This is a genomic window from Marichromatium purpuratum 984, assembly GCF_000224005.2.
GTDB lineage: Bacteria > Pseudomonadota > Gammaproteobacteria > Chromatiales > Chromatiaceae > Marichromatium > Marichromatium purpuratum.
The window spans coordinates 2002699-2023627 of record NZ_CP007031.1 but is presented as its reverse complement, the minus strand read 5'-3'; the positions used below and the strand labels follow the sequence as shown (position 1 = coordinate 2023627).

General features: G+C 68.2%; 17 protein-coding genes. 12 read left to right on the top strand and 5 right to left on the bottom strand.

What is annotated here, in order from left to right:
* Window position 1: 1 nt before the first annotated feature.
* The 5 genes from MARPU_RS08915 to rluB are packed head-to-tail and all read left to right on the top strand — an operon-like array spanning window position 2 to window position 4285.
* Window positions 2-673 carry a site-2 protease family protein gene (locus MARPU_RS08915; RefSeq protein ID WP_005224193.1) on the top strand — a complete coding sequence of 224 codons (672 nt, stop codon included), beginning with the start codon at window positions 2-4 and terminating at the stop codon, window positions 671-673.
* Between the two features lie 17 nt (window positions 674-690).
* Window positions 691-1908 (top strand): tryptophan--tRNA ligase, encoded by a 1218-nt coding sequence (locus MARPU_RS08910; protein WP_005224192.1) that lies wholly within the window; start codon window positions 691-693, stop codon window positions 1906-1908.
* A 44-nt stretch (window positions 1909-1952) separates the two neighbouring features.
* Complete coding sequence (locus tag MARPU_RS08905) at window positions 1953-2852, top strand: segregation and condensation protein A (protein ID WP_005224191.1); 900 nt, start codon at window positions 1953-1955, stop codon at window positions 2850-2852.
* Entirely contained in the window at window positions 2833-3465 is a 633-nt protein-coding gene (scpB, locus tag MARPU_RS08900) for an SMC-Scp complex subunit ScpB (RefSeq protein WP_005224190.1), read from the top strand. Before MARPU_RS08905 ends, scpB begins: the two co-directional genes overlap by 20 nt.
* Window positions 3455-4285, top strand: a complete 831-nt coding sequence (gene rluB / locus MARPU_RS08895; protein ID WP_005224189.1) for a 23S rRNA pseudouridine(2605) synthase RluB — start codon at window positions 3455-3457, stop codon at window positions 4283-4285. Before scpB ends, rluB begins: the two co-directional genes overlap by 11 nt.
* A gap of 9 nt (window positions 4286-4294) precedes the next feature.
* On the opposite strand, the gene MARPU_RS08890 is transcribed toward rluB, so the two are convergent.
* Together MARPU_RS08890 and trhA are read right to left on the bottom strand one after the other, a co-directional pair.
* Complete coding sequence (locus MARPU_RS08890; protein WP_005224188.1) at window positions 4295-4528, bottom strand: SlyX family protein; 234 nt, start codon at window positions 4526-4528, stop codon at window positions 4295-4297.
* Window positions 4525-5139 (bottom strand): PAQR family membrane homeostasis protein TrhA, encoded by a 615-nt coding sequence (gene trhA / locus MARPU_RS08885; protein WP_005224187.1) that lies wholly within the window; start codon window positions 5137-5139, stop codon window positions 4525-4527. The genes MARPU_RS08890 and trhA overlap by 4 nt, the downstream gene beginning before the upstream one ends.
* A gap of 672 nt (window positions 5140-5811) precedes the next feature.
* Between trhA and MARPU_RS08880 the strand changes: the two genes are divergently transcribed.
* On the top strand, window positions 5812-7044 hold the full coding sequence (locus tag MARPU_RS08880) for a YcjF family protein (protein ID WP_005224186.1): 1233 nt from the start codon (window positions 5812-5814) through the stop codon (window positions 7042-7044).
* The gene (locus MARPU_RS08875; protein ID WP_005224185.1) at window positions 7041-8579 is read left to right on the top strand and encodes a GTPase family protein; all 1539 of its coding nucleotides are present in this window, start codon (window positions 7041-7043) and stop codon (window positions 8577-8579) included. Before MARPU_RS08880 ends, MARPU_RS08875 begins: the two co-directional genes overlap by 4 nt.
* A 6-nt stretch (window positions 8580-8585) precedes the next feature.
* Here the strand turns inward: MARPU_RS08875 and MARPU_RS08870 are convergent, their stop codons facing one another.
* Window positions 8586-12029, bottom strand: coding sequence for a sulfite exporter TauE/SafE family protein (locus tag MARPU_RS08870; protein ID WP_232229452.1), 3444 nt, complete (start codon window positions 12027-12029; stop codon window positions 8586-8588).
* Window positions 12030-12120: 91 nt separating this feature from the next.
* On the bottom strand, window positions 12121-13401 hold the full coding sequence (locus MARPU_RS08865) for a dicarboxylate/amino acid:cation symporter (protein WP_005224183.1): 1281 nt from the start codon (window positions 13399-13401) through the stop codon (window positions 12121-12123).
* A 522-nt stretch (window positions 13402-13923) separates the two neighbouring features.
* On the opposite strand from MARPU_RS08865, the gene MARPU_RS08860 reads away from it, so the two are divergent.
* Together MARPU_RS08860 and MARPU_RS08855 are read left to right on the top strand one after the other, a co-directional pair.
* Window positions 13924-14259 (top strand): hypothetical protein, encoded by a 336-nt coding sequence (locus MARPU_RS08860; RefSeq protein ID WP_005224182.1) that lies wholly within the window; start codon window positions 13924-13926, stop codon window positions 14257-14259.
* A 517-nt stretch (window positions 14260-14776) separates the two neighbouring features.
* Entirely contained in the window at window positions 14777-16708 is a 1932-nt protein-coding gene (locus MARPU_RS08855; RefSeq protein WP_005224181.1) for a methyl-accepting chemotaxis protein, read from the top strand.
* Window positions 16709-16723: 15 nt separating this feature from the next.
* Here MARPU_RS08855 and MARPU_RS08850 read toward each other — a convergent pair whose 3' ends face one another.
* Window positions 16724-17284 carry an Lcl C-terminal domain-containing protein gene (locus MARPU_RS08850; protein WP_005224180.1) on the bottom strand — a complete coding sequence of 187 codons (561 nt, stop codon included), beginning with the start codon at window positions 17282-17284 and terminating at the stop codon, window positions 16724-16726.
* A gap of 551 nt (window positions 17285-17835) precedes the next feature.
* Between MARPU_RS08850 and MARPU_RS08845 the strand changes: the two genes are divergently transcribed.
* Genes MARPU_RS08845 through MARPU_RS08835 form a run of 3 tightly spaced genes read left to right on the top strand, consistent with a single transcriptional unit; the run spans window position 17836 to window position 20917 of the window.
* Window positions 17836-18201 carry a response regulator gene (locus MARPU_RS08845; protein ID WP_005224179.1) on the top strand — a complete coding sequence of 122 codons (366 nt, stop codon included), beginning with the start codon at window positions 17836-17838 and terminating at the stop codon, window positions 18199-18201.
* 35 nt (window positions 18202-18236) lie between these two features.
* Entirely contained in the window at window positions 18237-20366 is a 2130-nt protein-coding gene (locus MARPU_RS08840) for a chemotaxis protein CheA (protein ID WP_005224178.1), read from the top strand.
* Window positions 20367-20413: 47 nt separating this feature from the next.
* Window positions 20414-20917 (top strand): chemotaxis protein CheW, encoded by a 504-nt coding sequence (locus tag MARPU_RS08835; protein ID WP_005224177.1) that lies wholly within the window; start codon window positions 20414-20416, stop codon window positions 20915-20917.
* Window positions 20918-20929: the final 12 nt, after the last annotated feature.

The following is a 20929-nucleotide window of genomic DNA, read 5'->3' as shown; positions in this document are numbered from 1 at the left end:
CATGGAAACGCTCAATCATCTCCAGTGGCTGGCGGTGCTGGCCCTTCCGGTACTGTTCGCGATCACCGTGCACGAGGCCGCCCACGGCTGGATGGCCAGTCGGCTCGGGGATCGCACGGCGTGGATGCTGGGGCGGGTGACCCTCAACCCGCTGCGCCACATCGACCCCATCGGCACCCTGCTGGTGCCGGCGCTCACCTTCGTGCTGGTCGGCTTCCTCTTCGGCTGGGCCAAGCCGGTGCCGGTGGTCTATCGCAATCTGCGCCGGCCACGTCGCGACATGGCCCTGGTTGCGCTCGCCGGTCCCGGCGCCAACCTGTTGATGGCGCTGGGCTGGGGGTTGGTGATCGAGTTCGGGCTGTGGTTGGGGCCAGAGACGGCCTGGGCGGCGTTGCCGCTGGTCTACATGGGCGCGGCCGGGGTGCTGATCAACGTCTTCCTCATGGTGCTCAACCTGTTCCCGCTGTTACCCTTGGACGGTGGGCGTGTACTGAATGCGCTGCTGCCGCCGTCCCTGGCGCTGTGGTTTGCTCGACTCGAACCCTTTGGTCTGATCCTCCTGCTGGCCCTCCTGGTCACCGGCGTGCTCGGCGCGATCCTGCTGCCACTGGTCGCCGACACCGTTGCCCTGCTACCGGGCGCGAGGGTCGTCATGGAACTGTTTTTCGTCTGACGCGAGGCCGTTAATCCTTGAATTCCGTCTCCGCACAACACTCGCGCGTCCTCTCCGGGATGCGCCCGACCGGTCGACTCCATCTCGGCCATTATCACGGCGTGCTCAAGAACTGGGTTGAACTCCAGCACGAGTACGATTGCTACTTCTTCATCGCCGACTGGCATGCGTTGACCACAGCCTATGAGGATCCCACCGCGATCCCGGCCAACATCTGGGAGATGGCGATCGACTGGTTGGCCGCCGGGGTCACCCCTGGTGCCGCGACCATGTTCGTGCAGTCACGGGTGCCCGAGCACGCCGAGCTGCACCTGCTGCTGTCGATGATCACCCCGCTGGGCTGGCTCGAGCGGGTGCCGACCTACAAAGACCAGCAGGAACGGCTCAAGGAACTCGACCTGGCCACCTATGGCTTCCTCGGTTACCCGCTGTTGCAGAGCGCCGACATCCTCATCTACAAGGCCGGACAGATCCCGGTCGGCGAGGACCAGATCGCTCACGTCGAACTGACGCGCGAGGTGGCGCGCCGCTTCAACCACATCTATGGTCGCGAGCCCGACTTCGAGGAGAAGGCCGAGGCGGCGCGGCGCAAGATGGGCAAGAAGAACGGCAAGCTGTTCGACAAGCTCCGCCGCGCCTACCAGGAGCAGGGCGATCAGGAGGCGCTGGAGGTGGCGCGCGCGCTGCTCGAGGGCCAGGCCAACATCACCATGGCCGATCGCGAGCGGCTGTTCGGCTATCTCGAGGGCGGTGGTCGCGAGATCCTCCCCGAGCCCCAGCCGCTGCTGACCAAGGCCTCGCGGATGCCGGGGCTGGACGGACAGAAGATGTCCAAGTCCTATGGCAACACCATCTCGCTGCGCGACCGTCCCGAGGAGGTCGAGAAGGCGATGCGCACCATGCCCACCGATCCGGCGCGGGTGCGCCGTACCGATCCGGGCGACCCGGAGAAATGTCCGGTGTGGCAGTTCCACCAGGTCTATTCCGACCCAGCGGTCTGCGATTGGGTGCAACAGGGCTGCCGTTCGGCCGGGATCGGTTGCATCGAGTGCAAGCAGCCGGTAATCGATGCCGTCTGTGCCGAATTGAAGCCGATCCAGGCCCGTGCCGAGGAGTTTGCCGCCCAGCCCGAGCTGGTGCGCAGCATCCTCAACGAGGGTTGCGAGAAGGCGCGTGACGTCGCCCGCGAGACTCTCGAGGAGGTCCGTCACGCGATGTCGCTGGTGATGGTCTGAACCGCCCCCGGTCACGCGCCAGCGCGCACGTCGATCGGATGACCATGGATCGAGCAGGAGAGGCGTGTCCGCGTACGGGCGTCTCGTCTGCCCCGCTGCCCGCTGAGGGTGGCGGGGAGGCGGGTGCGCCCCTCGCCCTGATCCGGGGGACGCCGGTCTTGACGCTGCCGCAGGATCTCTACATCCCGCCCGACGCGCTGGAGGTCTTTCTCGAGACCTTCGAGGGACCGCTCGACCTGCTGCTCTATCTGATCAAGCGTCAGAACCTCGACATCCTCGACATCCCCATCGCCGACATCACCGCGCAGTACATGGAGTACGTCGAGCTGATGAGCGAGCTGCGTCTGGAACTCGCCGCTGAGTATCTGCTGATGGCTGCGATGCTCGCCGAGATCAAGTCGCGCATGCTGCTGCCACGCCCGGTCGCCGCCGAGGACGAGGAGGGCGACCTCGACCCGCGCGCCGAGCTGGTGCGCCGGTTGCTCGAGTACGAGCGTTTCAAGCGCGCCGCGCAGGCGATCGATGCCCTGCCGCGACTCGAGCGCGACCTCTTCCCGGTTGCCGCCGAGCTGCCGCCGACCGAGATCCGTCGGTTGCCGCCGCCGGTCGAACTCGACGAGCTGATCGGCGCGCTGCGCGCGGTGCTGGCACGGGCCGATCTCTATGTCAGTCACCGGGTCGAGCGTGAGTCGCTGTCGCTGCGCGAGCGCATGTCGATGGTGCTCGAACGGCTCGGTGGCGGTGGTTTCCGCCGCTTCACCGAGCTGTTCGATCTCACCGAGGGCCGCGCCGGCGCGGTGGTGACCTTCCTCGCGGTGCTCGAGCTGGTCAAGAGCGCGACCCTGGAGCTGGTCCAGCCCGAGCCCTTCGCCCCGATCCACGTCCGGCTGCGCGACAGCGGCGCCGACGAGAGCCAGGAACACGATGACGCCACAGCGGCTTAAACAGATCGTCGAGGCGGCGCTGTTCGCCGCCGATGCCCCGGTGAGCAGCGAGCGGTTGCTGCAACTGTTCGAGGACCACGAGCGCCCCGCGCGCGGGGCGCTCGATCGCGTCCTGGTCGAGCTTGCCGAGGACTATGCCGAGCGCGGCATCGCCCTGGTCGAGGTCGCCAGCGGCTGGCGCGTGCAGGTGCGCGCCGAACTCGCCCCCTGGGTCGGGCGGCTGTGGGAGGAGCGCGCGCCGCGTTACTCGCGCGCGCTGCTCGAGACCCTGGCGCTGATCGTCTATCGTCAGCCGATCACCCGGGGCGAGATCGAGGAGATCCGCGGCGTCTCGGTCAGCACCAACATCATCCGTACCCTGCTCGAGCGCGAGTGGGTGCGGGTGGTGGGGCATCGCGACGTCCCCGGTCGGCCGGCGCTCTATGCCACCACCCGACGCTTTCTCGACTACTTCGGGCTGCGCTCGCTCAACGAGCTGCCGCCCTTGGCCGAGATCCGCGAACCGGAGCTATTGTTCAACGAGGAGCTGGCGCTCGAGGCGCCGCCCCAACCCCATTCCACGTCCCAGGAGACCGCGCGTGCGGTCCCGGAGCAACACAACGATGAAGAATGACCGACGCCCGGGTCCTCGGGTGCCACAGGAAGAGCCGGTGCGGCTGCAGAAGCTGCTCGCCGAGGCCGGTCTCGGTTCGCGCCGCGAGATCGAGGGCTGGATCACTGCCGGGCGGGTGCGCGTCAACGGCGAGCTGGCCACGCTCGGCGATCGCGCCACCCGCGCCGACCGTATCCGCGTCGACGGGCGCGACGTGCGGCTGCAGCGTCAGCGCGACATCGAGCGCCAGGTGATCGTCTACCACAAGCCCGAAGGCGAGGTGGTCACCCGGCGCGACCCCGAGGAGCGCGCCACGGTGTTCCGTCGGCTGCCACGTCCCAAGCAGGGGCGCTGGATCGCCGTCGGGCGGCTCGACATCAACACCTCCGGGCTGATCCTGTTCACCACCGATGGCGAGCTGGCCAACCGGCTGATGCACCCCTCGCGTGAGCTCGAGCGCGAGTACGCGACACGTATCCTCGGCGAGCCGAGCCAGGAGACGCTGGCCCAGCTCACCCAGGGCATCGAGCTGGAGGACGGTCCGGCGCGCTTCGACCATATCGAGTCGCGCGGCGGCAGCGGCGCCAACCGCTGGTATCACGTGGTGTTGCATGAGGGGCGCAACCGCGAGGTGCGGCGGCTGTGGGAGGCGGCGGGGCTGACCGTCAGCCGACTGATCCGGGTGCGCTACGGCAACATCGAACTTGGTCGGCGGCTGTTCCCGGGGAACTGGCGAGCGCTCGACGAGCAGGAACTCAACGGTTTGTTGACCCTCGTCGGCATGGCGCCGTCGCGCCCGCCGCGCCGTGGTCCGGGCGGCGGACCACGGCGCCGGGGCTGAGCGGGGCGATCAGTAGTGCGGCGGTGGCGGCTCGTCGGTGGGCGCGCCACCCGTCTGATCGTCGCGTGCGCTGAGCGCTGAGGTGATCCAGGCGCGCATCTTGGCGAGTTCCTCGCGCAGTGTGTCGATCTCGGTCTGCTGACGGGTCACCACCGCGTTGAGCTGCTTGAGGTCGTCTTCCTGATAGGTCAGGCGCAGCTGCAGCTCGGTGATGGCCTCGTCCTGGGGTGTAATCTCGGTCATAGGTAGAGCAGGATGGTGAAGTAGTGACTGATGCTGCCGGCGAGCACGAACAGATGCCAGATGCCGTGACACCAGGGGAAGCGATCGTCGAGGACGTAGAAGACCACGCCCACGGTGTAGAAGAGCCCCCCGGCGAGCAGCCACCAGAATCCCGCCTTGGGTAGCGCCGCGATCAGCGGATCGAGCGCGAACACCACCAGCCAGCCCATCGCCAGATAGATCAGGATCGGCAGCACCCGTGCGCCCTTGCGCGGCAGCGATTCGAGGATCATGCCGATCACCGCCAGCCCCCAGACCGCGCTGAACAGCCACCAACCGACGCTGCCCTGCAGTGCGAGCAGGGTGAAGGGGGTGTAGGTGCCCGCGATCAGCAGATAGATCGCATGATGATCGAGCATGCGGAAGATCTGCTTGGCGCGTCCGCGCAGGCTGTGATAAAGGGTCGAGAACAGATAGAGCAGAAACAGCGTGACCCCATAGATGGTCAGGCTCGAGATCCGTACCGCGCCGCCCTCGGTGCTGGCGAGGGTGATCATCACGGTGACCCCGATCAGGGCGAGCACCGCGCCCACCAGATGTGTGATGCTGTTGAAGCGTTCTCCTGCGTACACGATTCACCCTTAACTGTGGCGCTGATGACCTCGCGAGGCGCGTGGTCGTCGCGATGAGACATGGTTCGACACCATCCCGGCGGCCGTGCCTGGACGTGGAGGATGACGGGCCGAGGAGGGAGTGGCTGAGTGCGATTGCATTATTACACAGCCGGACGCGGATGCCAGACCGTGCGGTCAGTCGCCAGCGGCCAGCGGCCAGCGGCCAGCTCCCAGCTCCCAGCTCCCAGTGGGCGTTCTTCCTCCCGCCGTCGCCGCTGGACATCAACCGCGCCACCATCATCGACGCCGAACCTCCCCACTGGCGGCTGTCGGCTGGTGGCTGGACGCTGAAAGAGTCCCAGCAGTGGCCAGCTCCCAGCTCCCAGCTCCCAGTGGGCGCTCTTCCTCCCACCGTCGCCGCAGGACATCAGCCGCTGTCGCCATCATCGGCGCCGACCCTCCCCACTGGCGGCTGTCGGCTGGTGGCTGGACGCTGAGCGCCACCAGCTTCCGTTGGGCGCCCTTCGGCATCGCGCAACATCGAATCCCTTTGCGTCCTTCGCGCCTTCGCGGTTCAATCCCCCTGGTAGCTGGTAGCTGGTAGCTGGTAGCTGGTAGCTGGTAGCTGGTAGCTGGTAGCTGGTAGCTGGTAGCTGGTAGCTGGTAGCTGGTAGCGGTAACGAGGTGGTCATGACCGAGTCATCGGATCGACAGGACGGCGAGGGCTGGCGCGCGCGCTGGCGGCGTGTGCGCGAGGTGCTGCTCGACCCCAGGGTCGACGAGGCGGCGCTCGCGCGCACCCTGGCCGCGGCGCGCGAGCGCCATCCGCCGCCGGTGGTGTGGCTGGTGGGCAAGACCCAGTCGGGCAAGAGCTCGATCGTGCGCACGCTCACGGCGAGCAGCGCCGCCGCGGTCGGCGACGGCTTCCGTCCCTGTACCAGGACCGCGCGGCTCTACGATTTCCCCGCCGAGCTGCCGTTGGTGCGCTTCCTCGACACCCGCGGGCTCGGCGAGATCGACTACGACCCGGCCGAGGACATCCGCTTCTGCGAGTCGCAGTCGCACCTGCTGCTGGCGGTGATGAAGGTCGCCGATCCCAATCAGCAGGCAGTGCTCGAGGTGCTGCGCGAGGTCCGTCGGCGCCACCCCGAGTGGCCGGTGGTGGTCGCCCAGACCGGGTTGCACGAACTCTATGCGCGGGTCACCGATCCGCACCCGACACCCTATCCGTTCGACCACGACCCCTGGCCGATGGACCTGCCGAACGATCTGGTCCGCGCGCTGCGTGCCCAACGCGACGCGCTCGGCGAGCTGCCGGGGACGGCCGAGGTGCGCTGGGTGGCGATCGACCTGACCCTGCCGGAGGACGGCTTCGCGCCACCGGACTACGGTATCGAGGCGCTGTGGTCGGCGCTCGACGGGGTCTCCAGCCTGCGTCTGACCGAGCTGCTGCGGGCCGATCCCGAGGTGCGCGACCTGTTCGCGCGCAGCGCCCATCCGCACATCGTCGGCTATGCCCTGACCGCGGCCGGGGTCGGTGCGCTGCCGGCGGTCGACCTGGTCGGGGTGCCGGCGATCCAGGCCAAGCTGTTGCAGAGCCTCGCTGCGCTCTACGGCCAGCCCTGGTCACGGCGCGAGATCAGTGAGTTCCTCGGTCTGCTCGGCATCGGCGTGGGTGCGGCCTATGCCACCCATGCCGCCGGGCGCGCCCTGGTCAAGCTGGTGCCCGGACTCGGCCAGACGCTCGGCGCGCTGTGGGGGGCGAGCGCGAGCGGCGCCACCACCTATGCCCTGGGCAAGGCCGCCGGGGCCTATTTCAACGATCGTCGTCACGGCGTCGAGACCCAGGCGCGGGCGCTGCGCGCGCGCTTCGCCGCCGAGCTCGAGCGCGGACGGGCGCTGGTCGGTCGGGGGCGGCGATGAATCCGCTGTTGCGCTGGGTGGGGCGCTGGCGCGCGCTGGCGCTGGCGTTCTGGGCGCTGCCACCGCTGGCGTTGCTGCTCGCCGGTGGCTGGTGGCTCTATCAGCAGGGCATGGTGTTCTACTGGCTCCTCGGCGGGGCGCTCTGCGTGCTGCTCGGGCACGGGCTGATGCTGCTCGCGGCGCGGCGTGAGCGCGTCTGTCTGGCCGCGGCCCACACCGGCCCCGACCCCGACTGGACCCCGGGCGCGGTCGACGCCTGGGCGGTGGTCGAGCAGCAACTCGCCGAGCTGCGCCCGGAGGACTGGCCGCTGGGCGAGGGCATGCGTCTGGGGCTGCTCGGCCAGCAGACCCTGGAGCGGGTCGCCCGTCATTTCCATCCCGAGGTCGAGCAGCCGCTGCTCGAGCTGACCCTGCCGCATGCCCTGTTGGTGATCGAGCGCGCCAGCCACGACCTGCGTCTCAGCGTGACCGAGCAGATCCCCTTCAGCCACACCCTCACCCTCGGCATGCTGGCGCGGCTCTATCGCTGGAAGGGGTTTGCCGAGCGTCTCTACGGGCTCTATCGCGCCGGGCGCTGGGTGGCCAGTCCGACCAGCGCGTTGCTCGCCGAGGCGCTGTCGCGGCTACGCAGTCGCGGCTATGCGCTGGCGCGCGACGAGCTCTATGCCTGGGTGCTGCGCGAGTATGTGCGCAAGGTCGGTTATTACGCCATCGCCCTCTACAGCGGTCGGCTCTCGCTCGACGAGACGCCGGGTGCGGCGCCGCCGCGCCTTGATGAATCGGCGCGCGACCTCGACCGCTCCGAGCACGAGTCCGAGGTCGACGAGCCGCTGCGCATCCTGGTGCTCGGGCGCGCCAACGCCGGCAAGTCGAGCCTGATCAATGCGCTCTTCGGCAGCCTGCGTCTGGCCACCGACGCCTTGCCCGGCACCACCCGCGAGCCGACCCCGCTGCGTCTCGAACGCGACGGTCTGGCGCTGGGGCTGGTACTCGACACCCCCGGGCTGGAGCAGTTCGACGACGCGGCGCTGCACGCCGCGGCCGACACCGCCGACATGCTGCTGTGGGTGAGTCCGGCGCACCGCCCCGATCGCGCCACCGAACGCGCTCGACTTGATGCCCTGCGCGCCCATCTCGCCGCGCGCCCAGAGCGCCCGGCGCCGCCCCTGTTGCTAGTGCTCTCGCACATCGATCGGTTGCGCCCGGTGCGCGAGTGGGCGCCGCCTTATGATCTCAACAGCGCCGCTCGTCCCAAGGCGGCCAACATCCGCGCCGCGCTCGAACGCGCGAGCGCCGATCTCGCCGTCGCGGTGGCCGACGCCGTCCCGGTGGCGCTGCTGCCCGAGACGGCCTACAACGTCGATGACGCGCTGTGGTCGGCCCTGCTCGGGCGGCTCGATCGCGCCAGCCGCGCACGGCTGCTACGGGTGCGTGGCGCGCGTCAGGGTGGGGAGGATTGGCGCCTGCTGCGCCGCCAGCTCGCCAACGCCGGGCGCGTCCTGCTGCGCTGGCCGGGTGGCGGGCGCGACGACTGAGCGGCCTCAGCCCGGCGGCAGCAGGATCTCCACCTGTTCGGCCCCGGCCCGCCCGGCGAAGACCACGATGTCCTCGGCGATGGCGCGCCAGCACGCCGGCTCGATCTGTGCGAGCGCGCCGGTGGCGCTGGCGCGGTAGTGCAACCGACCGTCGCGCAGCGTGATGTCGATGCCGAGGTGCACCGCGGTGGGTGGCGTCGTCGCCGGGGTGAGCGCGAGTCGGAGCGCGCAGGCATTGGTCGCCAGGCGTGGCGCCAGGGTCTCGACCCGCGCCAGGCGGCAGCCGGTCTCGGTGCTGCGCAGGCGTAGCGCGTGGGCGAGTTCACGCTCGCAGAAACGCTGCATCGCCCGCTCGATGCCATGAACCCGACGCTGGGCCTCGTGCACCCGCCAGGGTGCCGGGCGCTCGTCGCGGAGCTGTTCGCGCAGCACCCGGCGCAGCCGGTCGAAGGCCTTGGGCTGGGTGCCGCTGTGGATCCCTCGGCGCAGCATCGCGCGCATGTGCTCGCCGTGCTCGCCGACCACCGCCGGCTCGATTCCAGGGTCCAGCCCCGGTCCCGAGGACGGGTGGTTGGCGGCATAGATCTTCCAGTTCTCCTTCAGCTCCCAGACCAGGAAGCCGGCCAGCCCCGGTAGCAGCAGCACGGTGAGGGTGGCGAAAGGGTAGGCGATGAGCTTCGGCAGCACCGACTCGGTGAGCGCCACCAGCACCCCGGTGATCGCCGGCAGGAAGGGTAGCAGCAGTTTGTGGGCGATGGTGACCAGCGGGAAGTGCTTGATCGGGTTGACCTGGGGCTCGACCAGCACGGTGACGTAGAACTGGATCAGTGACTGCATCAGGTTCCACAGCGGCGCCAGCAACGACTTGAGCAGCAGCTCGGGCACGGACTCGGCGAGATGGTGGCTGAGCAGCTCCTCGATGCGGTGCAGCCCCTGCTGGAAGCGTCGGGTGAATTCCTTGAAGAAGTCGAGCAGGGCCTTGACCAACCCGATCACCAGGGTCTGGTTGACCCGGCGCAGGAAGCCGCCGAGCGCGCTCACCGTCTGATCGACCAGCCGCCGCCCGAGGGGGGTGTTGTTGATCAGGATGCCGAGGGTGAAGGCCAGCCCGAACAAGGGGGCGCCGGGCTCGATGGCGAGCCCCTCGACCAGGCTGGCCAGCCCGATCAGCGGCAGCAGCGCCAGGGTGCCGGTGAGCAGCGGGCGCAGCAGGTTGTGGTCGAGCGCGCGGATGGCGCGGGTGGCGAGCAGGTTGGCCACCGGGCGCCAGCGCAGCAACCGGCGCAACCCGTCGAACAGCAGCAGTCGCAGCAGGGTGCCGAGCCCCTGCCAGAGGGCGATGAAGAACCGCCGGCCAATGCGGGTGTAGACGCCGAGGTTGACCATCATTGCCACCAGGGCGACCAGCCACAGCGGTGCCAGCTCGGGGTGGCTCTCGGGCGGTGCGAGCAGGCCGACGAGCAGGTCGAGGGTCTTGAGCCCGAGGAAGGCCAGCCCGAAGGGCAGCAGCAGGTGGCGCATCGCCAGGCGTCCGCCGGGGGTGCCGAAGAGCGGCGCACTGAGCTGTTGCAGGCCCTTGATATAGAGTTCGCCGGGCTTGTAGAGGCCGGGCAGGGCGCGGGCGGCGGCGCGGTCGAAGCGCGCCAGACGATCGCCGCCGAGCAGTTCGCGAGGACCGGGGTCGGGCAGGCGCAGGGTGTTGCGCGCGACGATGTCGCGCACATCGGTGAAACGCAGGTGACGGCGGTACTCGATGACATCGAGCAGCTCACAGAGCAGCTTGTGCGCGGCGACCCGCTGACGGTGGTCGTCGGGGGTGAAGCCGGCCTCATCGAGGATCCGCTCGAGGTGGGGGCGCAACTGGGTCTGCAATCGCTCGCTGTGACGCGCCGAGAGGGTGCGCAGCGGTGCGGCGCAGCGCTCGACCTCGGCCACCGTCCAGCCGATGCCGTCGAGTCTCGCCAGCCCGGTGTCGAGCGCGTGCAACGCCTTCAGCGTCGACTGGAAGGGGAGGATCTGGCGCAAGGGTCGTCGCCCGCCGCTCAGCATCCAGTGCAGGGGGCGCAGCCGGTAGTAGGTGGCACGCCCCTCATGCAGTACCTGCTCGAGCATCCGCAGCTGTGCCCGGGCGGCGCGGCAGCTGGCACCGTGGCGGTCCTCCTCGATCAGCCGGGCGATCAGCGCGCGCAGCGCCTGGGCCTCACCCGGCGGCAGCTTCCAGCGCACCGCGATGAGGTCACCGAGGGCCTGGCGGGCACGATCGATGCGGCGTGCGATGATCCGGGCAATCTGCTCGGCATCGGGCGCGCAGGGCTGGCCCATGCGCTGGAACAGCCGCTCGGCGTTGACCAGTTGCCACAGTGTCAGCGCATAGCGGTCGTTGAGCTCGGCACGCTGGGCCATGCGGATGGCATGACGGAAGAGCATCAGATAGGGGGCCATCAGCACCGCCGGCAGCCCGCGGGTGCGCCGCTCGAGACGCAGTCCGAGGGCGAGCAGCGCAGCGAGCAATGGGCCCAGGGTATTGAGCAGCCAGTCGCGCAGGCGCTGGTTCCAGCGCTGTCGGGGCAGCTGCGAGCCCTGATGGAGCGCGGCCAGGCAGGCCGAGTGCAAGGTGGCGGCGCGGGCGGGCGGCGCGCTGGCCGGTGTCGTCGGGGTACGTGGCGCCGGCGGTGGCAGCGGGGCGCGTACCCTCAGCCCCGGGTCGCCGGTGCCATAGGGCAGGGCGGTGGGCAATGGCAGGTGGCGCGGCGCCTCGCCACAGGCGCGATCGGGGCGGGTGCGCGCGAGCAGCGCCGTGAGCCGGTCGTCGTCGGGGGCGAGGTCGAGGGTCGCGAGCCAGGCATCGAGCGCCGCCCAGTCGGCGATCGCCGGGAACAGGAAGCCGCGCGTCCCCGGGGCGAAGCGGTGGAGCCGGACGAGCAGGGCGACGAAGGCGCGGCAGACCAGCGGGTCGGCGACGCCCTGGGGGATCAGCCCGTCGCGCCCCAGCACCTCGCGGATCTCGGCGAAGGCGCCAGCACCGATCAGCTCGATGAGCGTGGCGGTGGCGCGGGTCGGCACCTGCCCGCCGGCGAGCTGCCAGGCGCGCGCCACCTCAGCCTCGAAGCGCCGGCCCCAGTAGTCGCGCAGCAGCCGCACGAATCCCGCGCGATCGAGTCGCTGCTCGGGCGGGATCGGCAGCAGGATCACCTCGGCGGGCAGGTCGAGGCCCTCGATCACCGCCAGCGCCTCGGGGTTCTCGGTCTCGAGTCCGTGGAGGAAGTCGGCGCAGGGCATCAGCGCATAGCTTGGCTCGGGGATGGAGCCCTCATAGCCGTCTGGACCGAGCTGCTTGGCCACCAGTCGCTCGATGGCGCGAGGGTGGAAGAGGAACACGCCTTCGGTGGGGCGGAGGACGCGGGAACGAAAGGCGCGGGCGGTGCCGTCGTCGTCGGTGGGTTGCGACACGGTTGAGGTCATGCGCTCGGGGTGGAATGTTGGCGGGAACGGCGCCGGATTCGACCGGCCGCCGTCCCGATGGTTCGCGCCGGGGCGCCGGTCAGCCTCGTGCCGGCCCCTGGAGGATGCCCTGCTCGCCCTCGCTCTTGGCGATCAGCACCGCGCCGCAGGAGTCGCCGAAGACGTTCACCGAGGTGCGCATCATGTCGAGGATGCGGTCGACGGCGAGGATCAGACCGATGCCCTCGAGCGGCAGGCCGACGGCGGCGAGAATGATCGAGATCGCCACCAGGCTCGCCGCCGGGATCCCGGCCACCCCGATCGAGGTGGTCAGCGCCAGCAGCACCACGGTGATCTGGGTGGCGAGCCCGAGCTCGATGCCGTAGGCCTGGGCGATGAAGATGACCGCCACGCACTCGTAGAGCGCGGTGCCGTCCATGTTGACGGTGGCGCCGAGCGGCAGCACGAAGCTGGTGGTGCGGTTGGACACCCCGGCGTTCTTCTCCAGCGACTCCATGGTCAGCGGCAGGGTGGCCGAGGAGGAGGCGGTGGAGAAGGCGGTGAGCAATGCGGCGCTCATCGCCTGATAGTGACGCAACGGGTTGAAGCCGGCGAGCAGCAGCAGCAGCGGCAGGGTGATGAAGAAGTGGATACCGAGTGCGGCGACCACGGTGAGGAAGAACAGCGCCAGCGGGCCGAAGACCTCGATTCCCGAGTCGGCCACCGTCTTGGCCACCAGGGCGAAGACGCCGAGCGGGGCGAAACGCATGATGAGGTCGGTGATTCGCATCATGATCGCGAACATGCCGTTCCAGAAATCGCCCTGGACCTTGGCGTGATCGCCCTCGATACGGGTGAGATAGTAGCCGTAGAGCAGGCTGAAAAAGATCAGTCCGAGCATCTGGCCGGCACTGGCGGCGGCGACCACGTTGGTCGGGATCATGCGCAGGAAGACCTCGACGATGTCGCCGGCGTCCTTGTCGGCGAACTGCGCCTCGAAGCCGGCGCGCTCGGCACTCAAGCCGAAGACCTCCTGGGCCGAGCCCTCGACCACCCCGGGTTGCAACAGGTTGACCACGAACAACCCGGCGAGCACCGCCAGCAGGGTGGTGAGCACGTAATAGCCGATGGTCTTGGCCCCCAGGCGCCCGAGGTTGCGCGAGCCGCCGATGCCCGAGACGCCGACGATGATGGAGGAAACCACCAGGGGTACAATCAGCATCTTCAGGGCATTCAGGAACAATTGCCCGATGAAGTCGAAGATCGAATAGACGCTGACCCCGAGCAGGGCGGCCTCGCGACCGGCCAGCAGGCCGGCCACGATGGCCAGGACGAGGGCGATGAGGATCTGCCAGTGGAGCTTGAGTTTGAAAAAGGCCATCGATGCCTCCGGCGTCGATCGGGTGGCCGGGCGGTGCGTCACCTGCGGGGCGCGGCATCCCGATCGCTGTTCTGGTGATTAGGTCCTTGGTCAGGCGTTGCTTTTGTTGCGTTTCGGGCGGTCGCGCACGGGCGATCCCGAGGGGACGGGTGGGGGCTTTCACAGTCCCTGTGCGGTGGCGCGTCGATCATCGTCCCAGCAATCGATCGCGCACTGGTGGTGCGAGTCGCGGTATGTTCGGGGATTGGACGCCCGAGTCCGCGGTGGAGCTGCTCCCTGGAGCGCGTCCCGGGAGCGGGCACGCGGTGGCGAGCGTCCGATTGATTCCGCCTCGGGAATCGATCAGCATCCCGGTGATGGCCAAGGATCGCCGTTGGCCGCCACTGGGGGAGATCGTCTGCGTGCGGGATCATAGCATGGCTTCGTCAATGGTCCCGGCCGTGGCGGTGCCGTATGGAAACATCAGGCCGCGGGATGGATGTGCCTTCCGCGGCGTTCACACTGGAGCGATGACTGTCGACCATGCACTACCGAGTCTTTTATCTGTTCGAACGGGCGGGTGAGGCCGTCTCCTCGGCCAGCGCGGTGGAGATGAGCGCGCGGGCGATTCGCGAGCAGCTGTTGCCGCGACTGCAGAGCGAGGACGACTATCTGGGCATCATCGATGCCGACGAGAACGTGCTGCAGATCCTTTTCGAACCCGCCGCATCGCGTTACTGGGTCGAGTTGCCGATCGATGCCGCCAAGGCCTCTTACGGTCGCCACATGGCGCTCGAGGAACTCGATGAGCTGATGCAGTGCCTGCCCCAGGTCTTCGATCGCGCAGCCATCCCAGGGCTCGAGTACCGCCCCTGGTGAGCGGTGCACATCACTCGGCGCGACATCGTCCGCCATCCACGGCGGGTGGTGTCGTCGCCCATTGCCTGGCGGCCCTTGCCGCCGCCGTCCGGTGGTCGCTAAGATAGACGCGACCGAGGCCGTCACCGCTGCTTGACGAGGACGATACGCTGGTGGAGCGTCAAGAATGACGGCGACGTGTTCGGTCTGTTCGCGACCGCCGCGATCCGCTCGATGTGTACCCGGCAGACATGTGATATCGCGTAGTGTCGTATCCCCTCGCTCGTACAGATCGCGTCCCGCCGGATCCCACCAGAGACCCCCGGTCAGGTCCAGGTTCAACCGCCCTTCCGATGTTGCGCACACCGCGCGCATGGCGCCGAGATCATGCCCGGCGCGGTCGTGTCGTTGCCGTGTGTCCTGGACTTCCATGTCATCGATCAGATGCTACCCGCCGTCCGGCATGGCGGAGTCGGTTGCTGTTGCCCCCTGATCATCCGCCCCAGCGGTCTCCATCCCCCGTTCCTAGGTCCCTGTGATGTCCCGATCCCTCTCGCTGAAGAAACGTCTGCTCCTGATCATCGCCCTGTCCGGCACCCTATTCCTGGTCATTGGCTTCGGCTCGCTGCAGTGGGTCAAGCAGCGGCTGACCGAGGGCGTGGTGGCCGAGCGCGCCGAGACCCTGCGGCTGGTGCTCGACGAGCGTCTACACGCCAAGAACAACTTCGGGATCGGTACCACGGTGGCCCTGGCGCAGAGCCCGAGCATCATCTCCATCTTCACCGATGCGACGCCCGGAGGTGATGAGTTGGCGCGAATCTCGGCGCTCTATCGCGCCACCACCAACTATCGCGGTCTGCGCTTCCAGTTGCGTGATCCCGAGGGGCGGCTGATCGTGCGCAGCTGGAACCCGCGTGGGATGGATCTTGCTTCGGCGCCTCTGCGGCCGCTCGTCGAGCGCAAGTCGCACGCCGAGTTCGAGGTCGGTGAGTTCGGCGTGAACATCCACGCCTTCGCGCCGGTGTTCGACGGCGAGCGCTATCTGGGCAGTCTGGAGATGATCCAGGGCGTCGGTAGTGTCAGCCGCAACTTCCAGGCCGACGCGTTGCAGTATGTCCTGCTGATCGATGCCGATCACGCCCGCGCCTTGCCCGCGCTGCGTGACAATACCGCCGTGGGCGACTGGGTGCTGGCCAATGATCGTTGGTTCGATGCCGAGGCGTTGGCCTTCGCGCGCAGCCTGGTCGATGCCGATGGCGCCCTGCCGCATCACCCCAAATGGGTGACTGCGGACTGGTTCGTGGTCGCCACGCCGGTGCTCGATGACAGCGGCAACCGTATCGGGGTGCACCTGATCGGCGAGCCGAGGACGCGACTCGAGCAGCGCGTGGCGAGCACCACCCTGCTGGCCTGGTTGCTCAACGGTATGCTGCTGGTGCTGCTGCTGGGGCTGGCCGGGGCCATCACCTGGGCGGTGCAGCGCTATGTCGCGCGTCCGATCAAGGGCGCCGTCGATCAGCTCGCGCGGATGGAGGCGGATCTGACGCTGCGTCTCGACATCACCAACGATGACGAGATCGGCACCCTGTTCGGCGCGCTCAACCGCCACACCGAGACGCTGCACCGGATCATCCAGGAGGTGGCGGGGACCGCCACCGAACTCGACGACTCGGCGCAGCAGTTGCTCGCCGCCGGTGACCAGACCATCGCGTTGGCGCGTGAGCAGCAGCAGGAGACCGATCATGTCGCCTCGGCGAGCACCGAGATGGCCGCCTCGGCGCGCTCGGTCTCGCAGCATGCCGATGACACCCGCGCTGCAGCCGAGGCCGCCGAGCGTCATACCACCGAGGGTGGCGATGAGGTGCGTCGCACCACTGCCGCGATCGACCAGCTGGCCACGCAGATGCATGAGATGCAGCCGGTGGTCGAGCGTCTCGAGCGCGGTAGCGCGGGTATCGGCCAGGTGATCGAGGCGATCGCGGCGATTGCCGAGCAGACCAATCTGCTCGCGCTCAATGCCGCAATCGAGGCGGCGCGCGCCGGCGAGGCCGGACGCGGTTTCGCGGTGGTCGCAGACGAGGTGCGCAACCTCTCCAACCGGACCCAGGAGTCGACCCGCGAGATCGCGACCATCGTCGAGGAACTGCAGCGCGCTGCCCACCAGGTCTCCGAGGCGATCCAGCACAGCAACGACCAGGCGCAGGACTGCGCCAGTCTGGCCAACCGCGCCGGCACCGCGCTCGAGGAGATCCGCTCCGGTGTCGGTGGGGTCAACGAGATGGGGCTGCAGATCGCCGCGGCCACGCGCGAGCAGCGCGAGGTGAGCGAGAGCATCAGTGCCAGCATGGCGCGGATCCACCAACTGGCCGAGGAGAGCACCCAGGCGATGGAGCACGGTCAGCAGGTCAACGCCACCCTGGTCGAGCACGCTCAACGCCTGGAGGCGCTGGTCAAGCGCTTCAGTCTGTAGTCATACGGCCCCGGCTCAGGGCGTGGCGGCCCCGCCTGGGGTTTCGCGTACCAGCCGGATCGCGCCTTCCTGCTCCTTGCTCATGCGATAACGGCTGCCGGCGAAGAAGCTCACCGCCCAGGCGCGGTCGAGCCCGCCGGTGTCCCCCGAGCTGGTCCAGAAGATGATCCCCGGGGTGTTGGGGAAGACCTGCGGATTGACCGCCGGCCCGGGGTGGCAGCGCTCGACGATGGTGGTGAGTTCGTCGGCACGGGGCAGGCGCCAGCTGTCGTCGCGCCCGGCGACCAGTGCCTCGGCCGCGCGCCACGACCAGCTGCCGGGTCGGCCGACGCAGTCGCGTCCGTCCCAGCGCTGGCCGAGTGCGCAGCGTTGCCAGTCGAGTCCGGTCGGCTGGTGGCGCACCGCCTGGCCGTCCTCGATCGGGGTGAAGTCGGCCGATGGCGTGGTCTGTGGTCGATTGGGGAGACAGACGCCCGCGGCGTCGGCGATCTCGGCCGGTTGCGGTGGTTGCGCCTGGAGTGATGCGGCCAGGGGCAGGGCCATGGCAAGGGTGAGGAGCCGGGTGCTGTGGATCATGGTTTCGAGAGGGTACGGCTGAACGGTGGTCTTGCATCCGTGATGACTATACTATGGAGGCGCGAATGTGGATGCGGTCATTCGTCGCCGGACACGGAGCGGCTTGAATCGAGCCGCCGTGTCCGATCCGAACCTATTCAATAGGGGTGGATTGGCCGTGAGCGCCGCTGGCGCGCGTGCCGCGAAACAAGGAGCCTTGACGAACAGACCGTCCCTCATTATGCGACATGTCACCTTCTGGCCCGACTCCAGGGCTCCCTTTGCTTCATCCTATCCACCGCTCGCCGCCGGCGTCGGGGTATCCCGCAGTCCCTTTGCTCTTGGCAGGAGCAACCCCATTGATCCTGTCCCCGACACACCGAGGTGTCCACCCGTTCGGCGTCCACGAGATGGCCTCGGACGCCGACCCAGCACATCGCAAGGTTCCGGCTTGAGTTCGGGCGCATTGCGTGCGCGACGGGATTCCGACGAGAGGTTGTTGCGTGCTTTTGTACGTATGACGTGTCCCCAGATGGGTGACACAGAGACAATCGAACTGGAATATTCTCTCGATGGCTAAGACGATTCTCACCGTGGATGATTCCGCCTCCATCCGCCAGATGGTCTCCTTCACTCTCAAGGAGGCTGGCTACAGTGTGACCGAGGCGGTCGATGGCCAAGACGGTCTCGACAAGGCGCGCGCGAGTCGCTTCGATCTGGTCTTCACCGATCAAAACATGCCGCGGATGGACGGGGTGACGCTGATCAAGCAGCTGCGTGCCTTGCCGAACTATCGATCGGTCCCGATCCTGATGCTGACCACCGAGTCGGGCGATGCGATGAAGAGCCAGGGGCGGGCCGCCGGCGCGACCGGCTGGCTGGTCAAGCCCTTCGACCCGAAGAAGCTGCTGGAGGTTGTACGCAAGGTGATCGGCTGACACGCCTCCTGGGCGATACGGATGAAGGGGCGGACATGACCATCGATATGACCCGTTTCTATCAAGTCTTCTTCGACGAGGCCGGCGAACACCTGGCCGAGATGGAGACCTTGCTGCTGGAGCTGGATATCGGGGCCCCCGACCCGGAGGTGCTCAACGCCATCTTCCGGGCCGCCCACTCGATCAAGGGCGGGGCGGGGACCTTTGGCTTTCAGGACGTCGCCCGGGTGACGCACATCCTCGAGACCCTGCTCGATCGTCTGCGCAAGCACGAGCTGGCGCCGACGGTGGAGATGATCGACGCCACCCTCCAGGCCGGGGATCTGCTCAAGGCCCAGCTCGCCGCCCATCAGCGCGGCGAGGAGTTTGAGGATCCGCAGATCGCCGAGGTCTGCGAGCGGCTCGAGCAGCTATCCCAGGGCGGCACGATCGAGCCCCCCCCCGAGCCGATCGCCGGATTCGCCGATCCGCGCCCCTGCTGGCGCCTGGTGTTCGCCGCCGAGCTGCTCGGCGGGAGTGGCGACGAGCGCGAGGCCGGGCTGGCCGCCGCGCTCGCCGAACTCGGCGAACTCGAGCGCCATGTCCCCGCCGATGCCCCGGCCGATCGCCTGACCTGGCGGTTGTGCACCGAGGCCGAGCGCGAGGCCATCGTCGAGATCTTCGACTTTCTCTGCGATCCCGAGGAGGTCGAGATCATTCCTGAGGCGACGGTCGAGGAAGACGAGGGCTTCGGGTTCTTCGAGGACGCGCCAGGGAGCGAGCGCGGCGCCGATCAGGAACTCGACGGTTTCGGTCTGTTCGGCGGCAGTCCGGGGATGGAGCAGGTCGCCGAGACCGCCGGTCGGGCACGCGACGAGCGGCAACAGGGCTTCGGTTTCTTCGACTCGGCCCCCGGGGTCCCCGAAGCGGCGGAAACCGCCGCCGCTGCCGCGGCGCCCGTCGCCGGCGGTGAGCCGCCGCGCCAGGCGCCGGCTGGCGCGCGACGTCAGCCCCAGGGCGAGTCCTCGATCCGGGTCAGCGTCGAGAAGGTCGACCAGCTGATCAACCTGGTCGGCGAGCTGGTCATCACCCACGCGATGCTCGCCGAGTCGGCCTCGGCGCTCGACCCGGTCGCCCAGGAGCGCATTTTCGACGGCCTGGCCAACCTCGAGCGCAACTCGCGCGATCTGCAGCAGGCGGTGATGTCGATCCGCATGATGCCGATCAGCTTCGTCTTCAATCGCTTCCCCCGGGTGGTACGCGACACTGCTTCCGCACTCGACAAGAAGGTTACGTTGAAGCTCATCGGCGAGGACACCGAACTCGACAAGGGGCTGATCGAGCGACTCGCCGATCCTCTCAATCATCTGGTTCGCAACAGCATCGATCACGGCATCGAGACCGCCCAGCAGCGCCTCGAGCAGGGCAAGCCCGAGACCGGTGAGATCGTGCTCGCGGCCAGTCATCGCGGCGGCAACGTGGTCGTCGAGGTCAGCGACGACGGTGCCGGGCTCGATCGTGATCGACTGCTCGCCAAGGCCGTCGAGCGTGGCGTGGCGCTCCCCGACAACCCCTCCGACAAGGAGGTTTGGCAGCTGATCTTCGCCCCCGGCTTCTCGACGGCGAAGGCGGTCACCGACATCTCCGGTCGTGGTGTCGGGATGGATGTGGTGCGCCGTAACATCGAGGCGATGAACGGTCGTGTCGAGATCGACTCCGAGCCGGGGCGCGGCACGCGCATCACCATCCGCCTGCCGCTGACCCTGGCGATCCTCGATGGCATGTCGGTGCGGGTCTGCAACGAGACCTTCATCCTCCCGCTGACGGTGATCCGCGAGTCCATCCGGCCCCAGGCGGGACAATGCAAGACCCTGGCCGGAAAGGGCAACGTGGTGCACGTCGGCGAGGAATATCTACCGCTCGTCGCCCTGCACCAGATCTTCGGGCTGAGCCCTCAGCAGGTCGCCGCCGAGGAGACCATCCTGGTGATCATCGAGTCCAACGAGGGGCGCGCCGCGCTGCAGGTCGACGAGCTGCTTGCTCAGCACCAGGTCGTGATCAAGAGCCTGGAGACCAACTATCGCAAGGTCGAGGGGATCTCCGGGGCGACCATCATGGGCGATGGGCGAGTCGCCATGATCCTCGACGTCGACGCCCTGGTCCGGCTCAGTCGCAAGACGTCCTGACCACCATCAACACCGCATTGGAGGAGTAGGGTCCCGTGGAGGAACCGATGAACGAAGACTCTCAGGATTCGACCACCGTCAACAGCGAGGACTCGCGCGAGTATCTCACCTTCACCCTGGGCGACGAGGAATACGGCATCGACATCCTCAACGTGCAGGAGATCCGCGGCTACGACACCGTCACCAAGATCGCCAACTCGCCGCACTTCATCAAGGGCGTGATCAACATGCGCGGGGTGATCGTGCCGATCATCGACATGCGCCTGAAGTTCGACCTCGGCGAGGTCGAGTACAACCAGTTCACCGTGGTGATCATCCTCAACATCACCGGACGCGTGGTCGGCATGGTGGTCGACGGCGTCTCCGACGTCATCGCGCTGCGCCAGGATCAGATCCGCCCGGCGCCGGAGTTCGGTGCGGTGCTCGATACCGCCTATATCGACGGGCTCGCCACCCTCGAGGAACGCATGGTGATCATGGTCAATATCGAGCGGCTGATGAACAGCGAGGAAATGGGGCTGGTCGATCAGGCACGCGCGAGTGCCGAGTGAGCGCGTCGCCGC

Excerpts from the sequence above, each read along its gene's own strand:
- MARPU_RS08915 (WP_005224193.1), top strand. The coding sequence starts at position 2 with ATGGAAACGCTCAATCATCTCCAGTGGCTGGCGGTGCTGGCCCTTCCG.
- MARPU_RS08905 (WP_005224191.1), top strand. The coding sequence starts at position 1,953 with ATGGATCGAGCAGGAGAGGCGTGTCCGCGTACGGGCGTCTCGTCTGCC.
- scpB (WP_005224190.1), top strand. The coding sequence starts at position 2,833 with ATGACGCCACAGCGGCTTAAACAGATCGTCGAGGCGGCGCTGTTCGCC.
- rluB (WP_005224189.1), top strand. The coding sequence starts at position 3,455 with ATGAAGAATGACCGACGCCCGGGTCCTCGGGTGCCACAGGAAGAGCCG.
- MARPU_RS08890 (WP_005224188.1), bottom strand. The coding sequence starts at position 4,528 with ATGACCGAGATTACACCCCAGGACGAGGCCATCACCGAGCTGCAGCTG.
- MARPU_RS08880 (WP_005224186.1), top strand. The coding sequence starts at position 5,812 with ATGACCGAGTCATCGGATCGACAGGACGGCGAGGGCTGGCGCGCGCGC.
- MARPU_RS08875 (WP_005224185.1), top strand. The coding sequence starts at position 7,041 with ATGAATCCGCTGTTGCGCTGGGTGGGGCGCTGGCGCGCGCTGGCGCTG.
- MARPU_RS08865 (WP_005224183.1), bottom strand. The coding sequence starts at position 13,401 with ATGGCCTTTTTCAAACTCAAGCTCCACTGGCAGATCCTCATCGCCCTC.
- MARPU_RS08860 (WP_005224182.1), top strand. The coding sequence starts at position 13,924 with ATGCACTACCGAGTCTTTTATCTGTTCGAACGGGCGGGTGAGGCCGTC.
- MARPU_RS08855 (WP_005224181.1), top strand. The coding sequence starts at position 14,777 with ATGTCCCGATCCCTCTCGCTGAAGAAACGTCTGCTCCTGATCATCGCC.
- MARPU_RS08850 (WP_005224180.1), bottom strand. The coding sequence starts at position 17,284 with ATGATCCACAGCACCCGGCTCCTCACCCTTGCCATGGCCCTGCCCCTG.
- MARPU_RS08845 (WP_005224179.1), top strand. The coding sequence starts at position 17,836 with ATGGCTAAGACGATTCTCACCGTGGATGATTCCGCCTCCATCCGCCAG.
- MARPU_RS08840 (WP_005224178.1), top strand. The coding sequence starts at position 18,237 with ATGACCATCGATATGACCCGTTTCTATCAAGTCTTCTTCGACGAGGCC.
- MARPU_RS08835 (WP_005224177.1), top strand. The coding sequence starts at position 20,414 with ATGAACGAAGACTCTCAGGATTCGACCACCGTCAACAGCGAGGACTCG.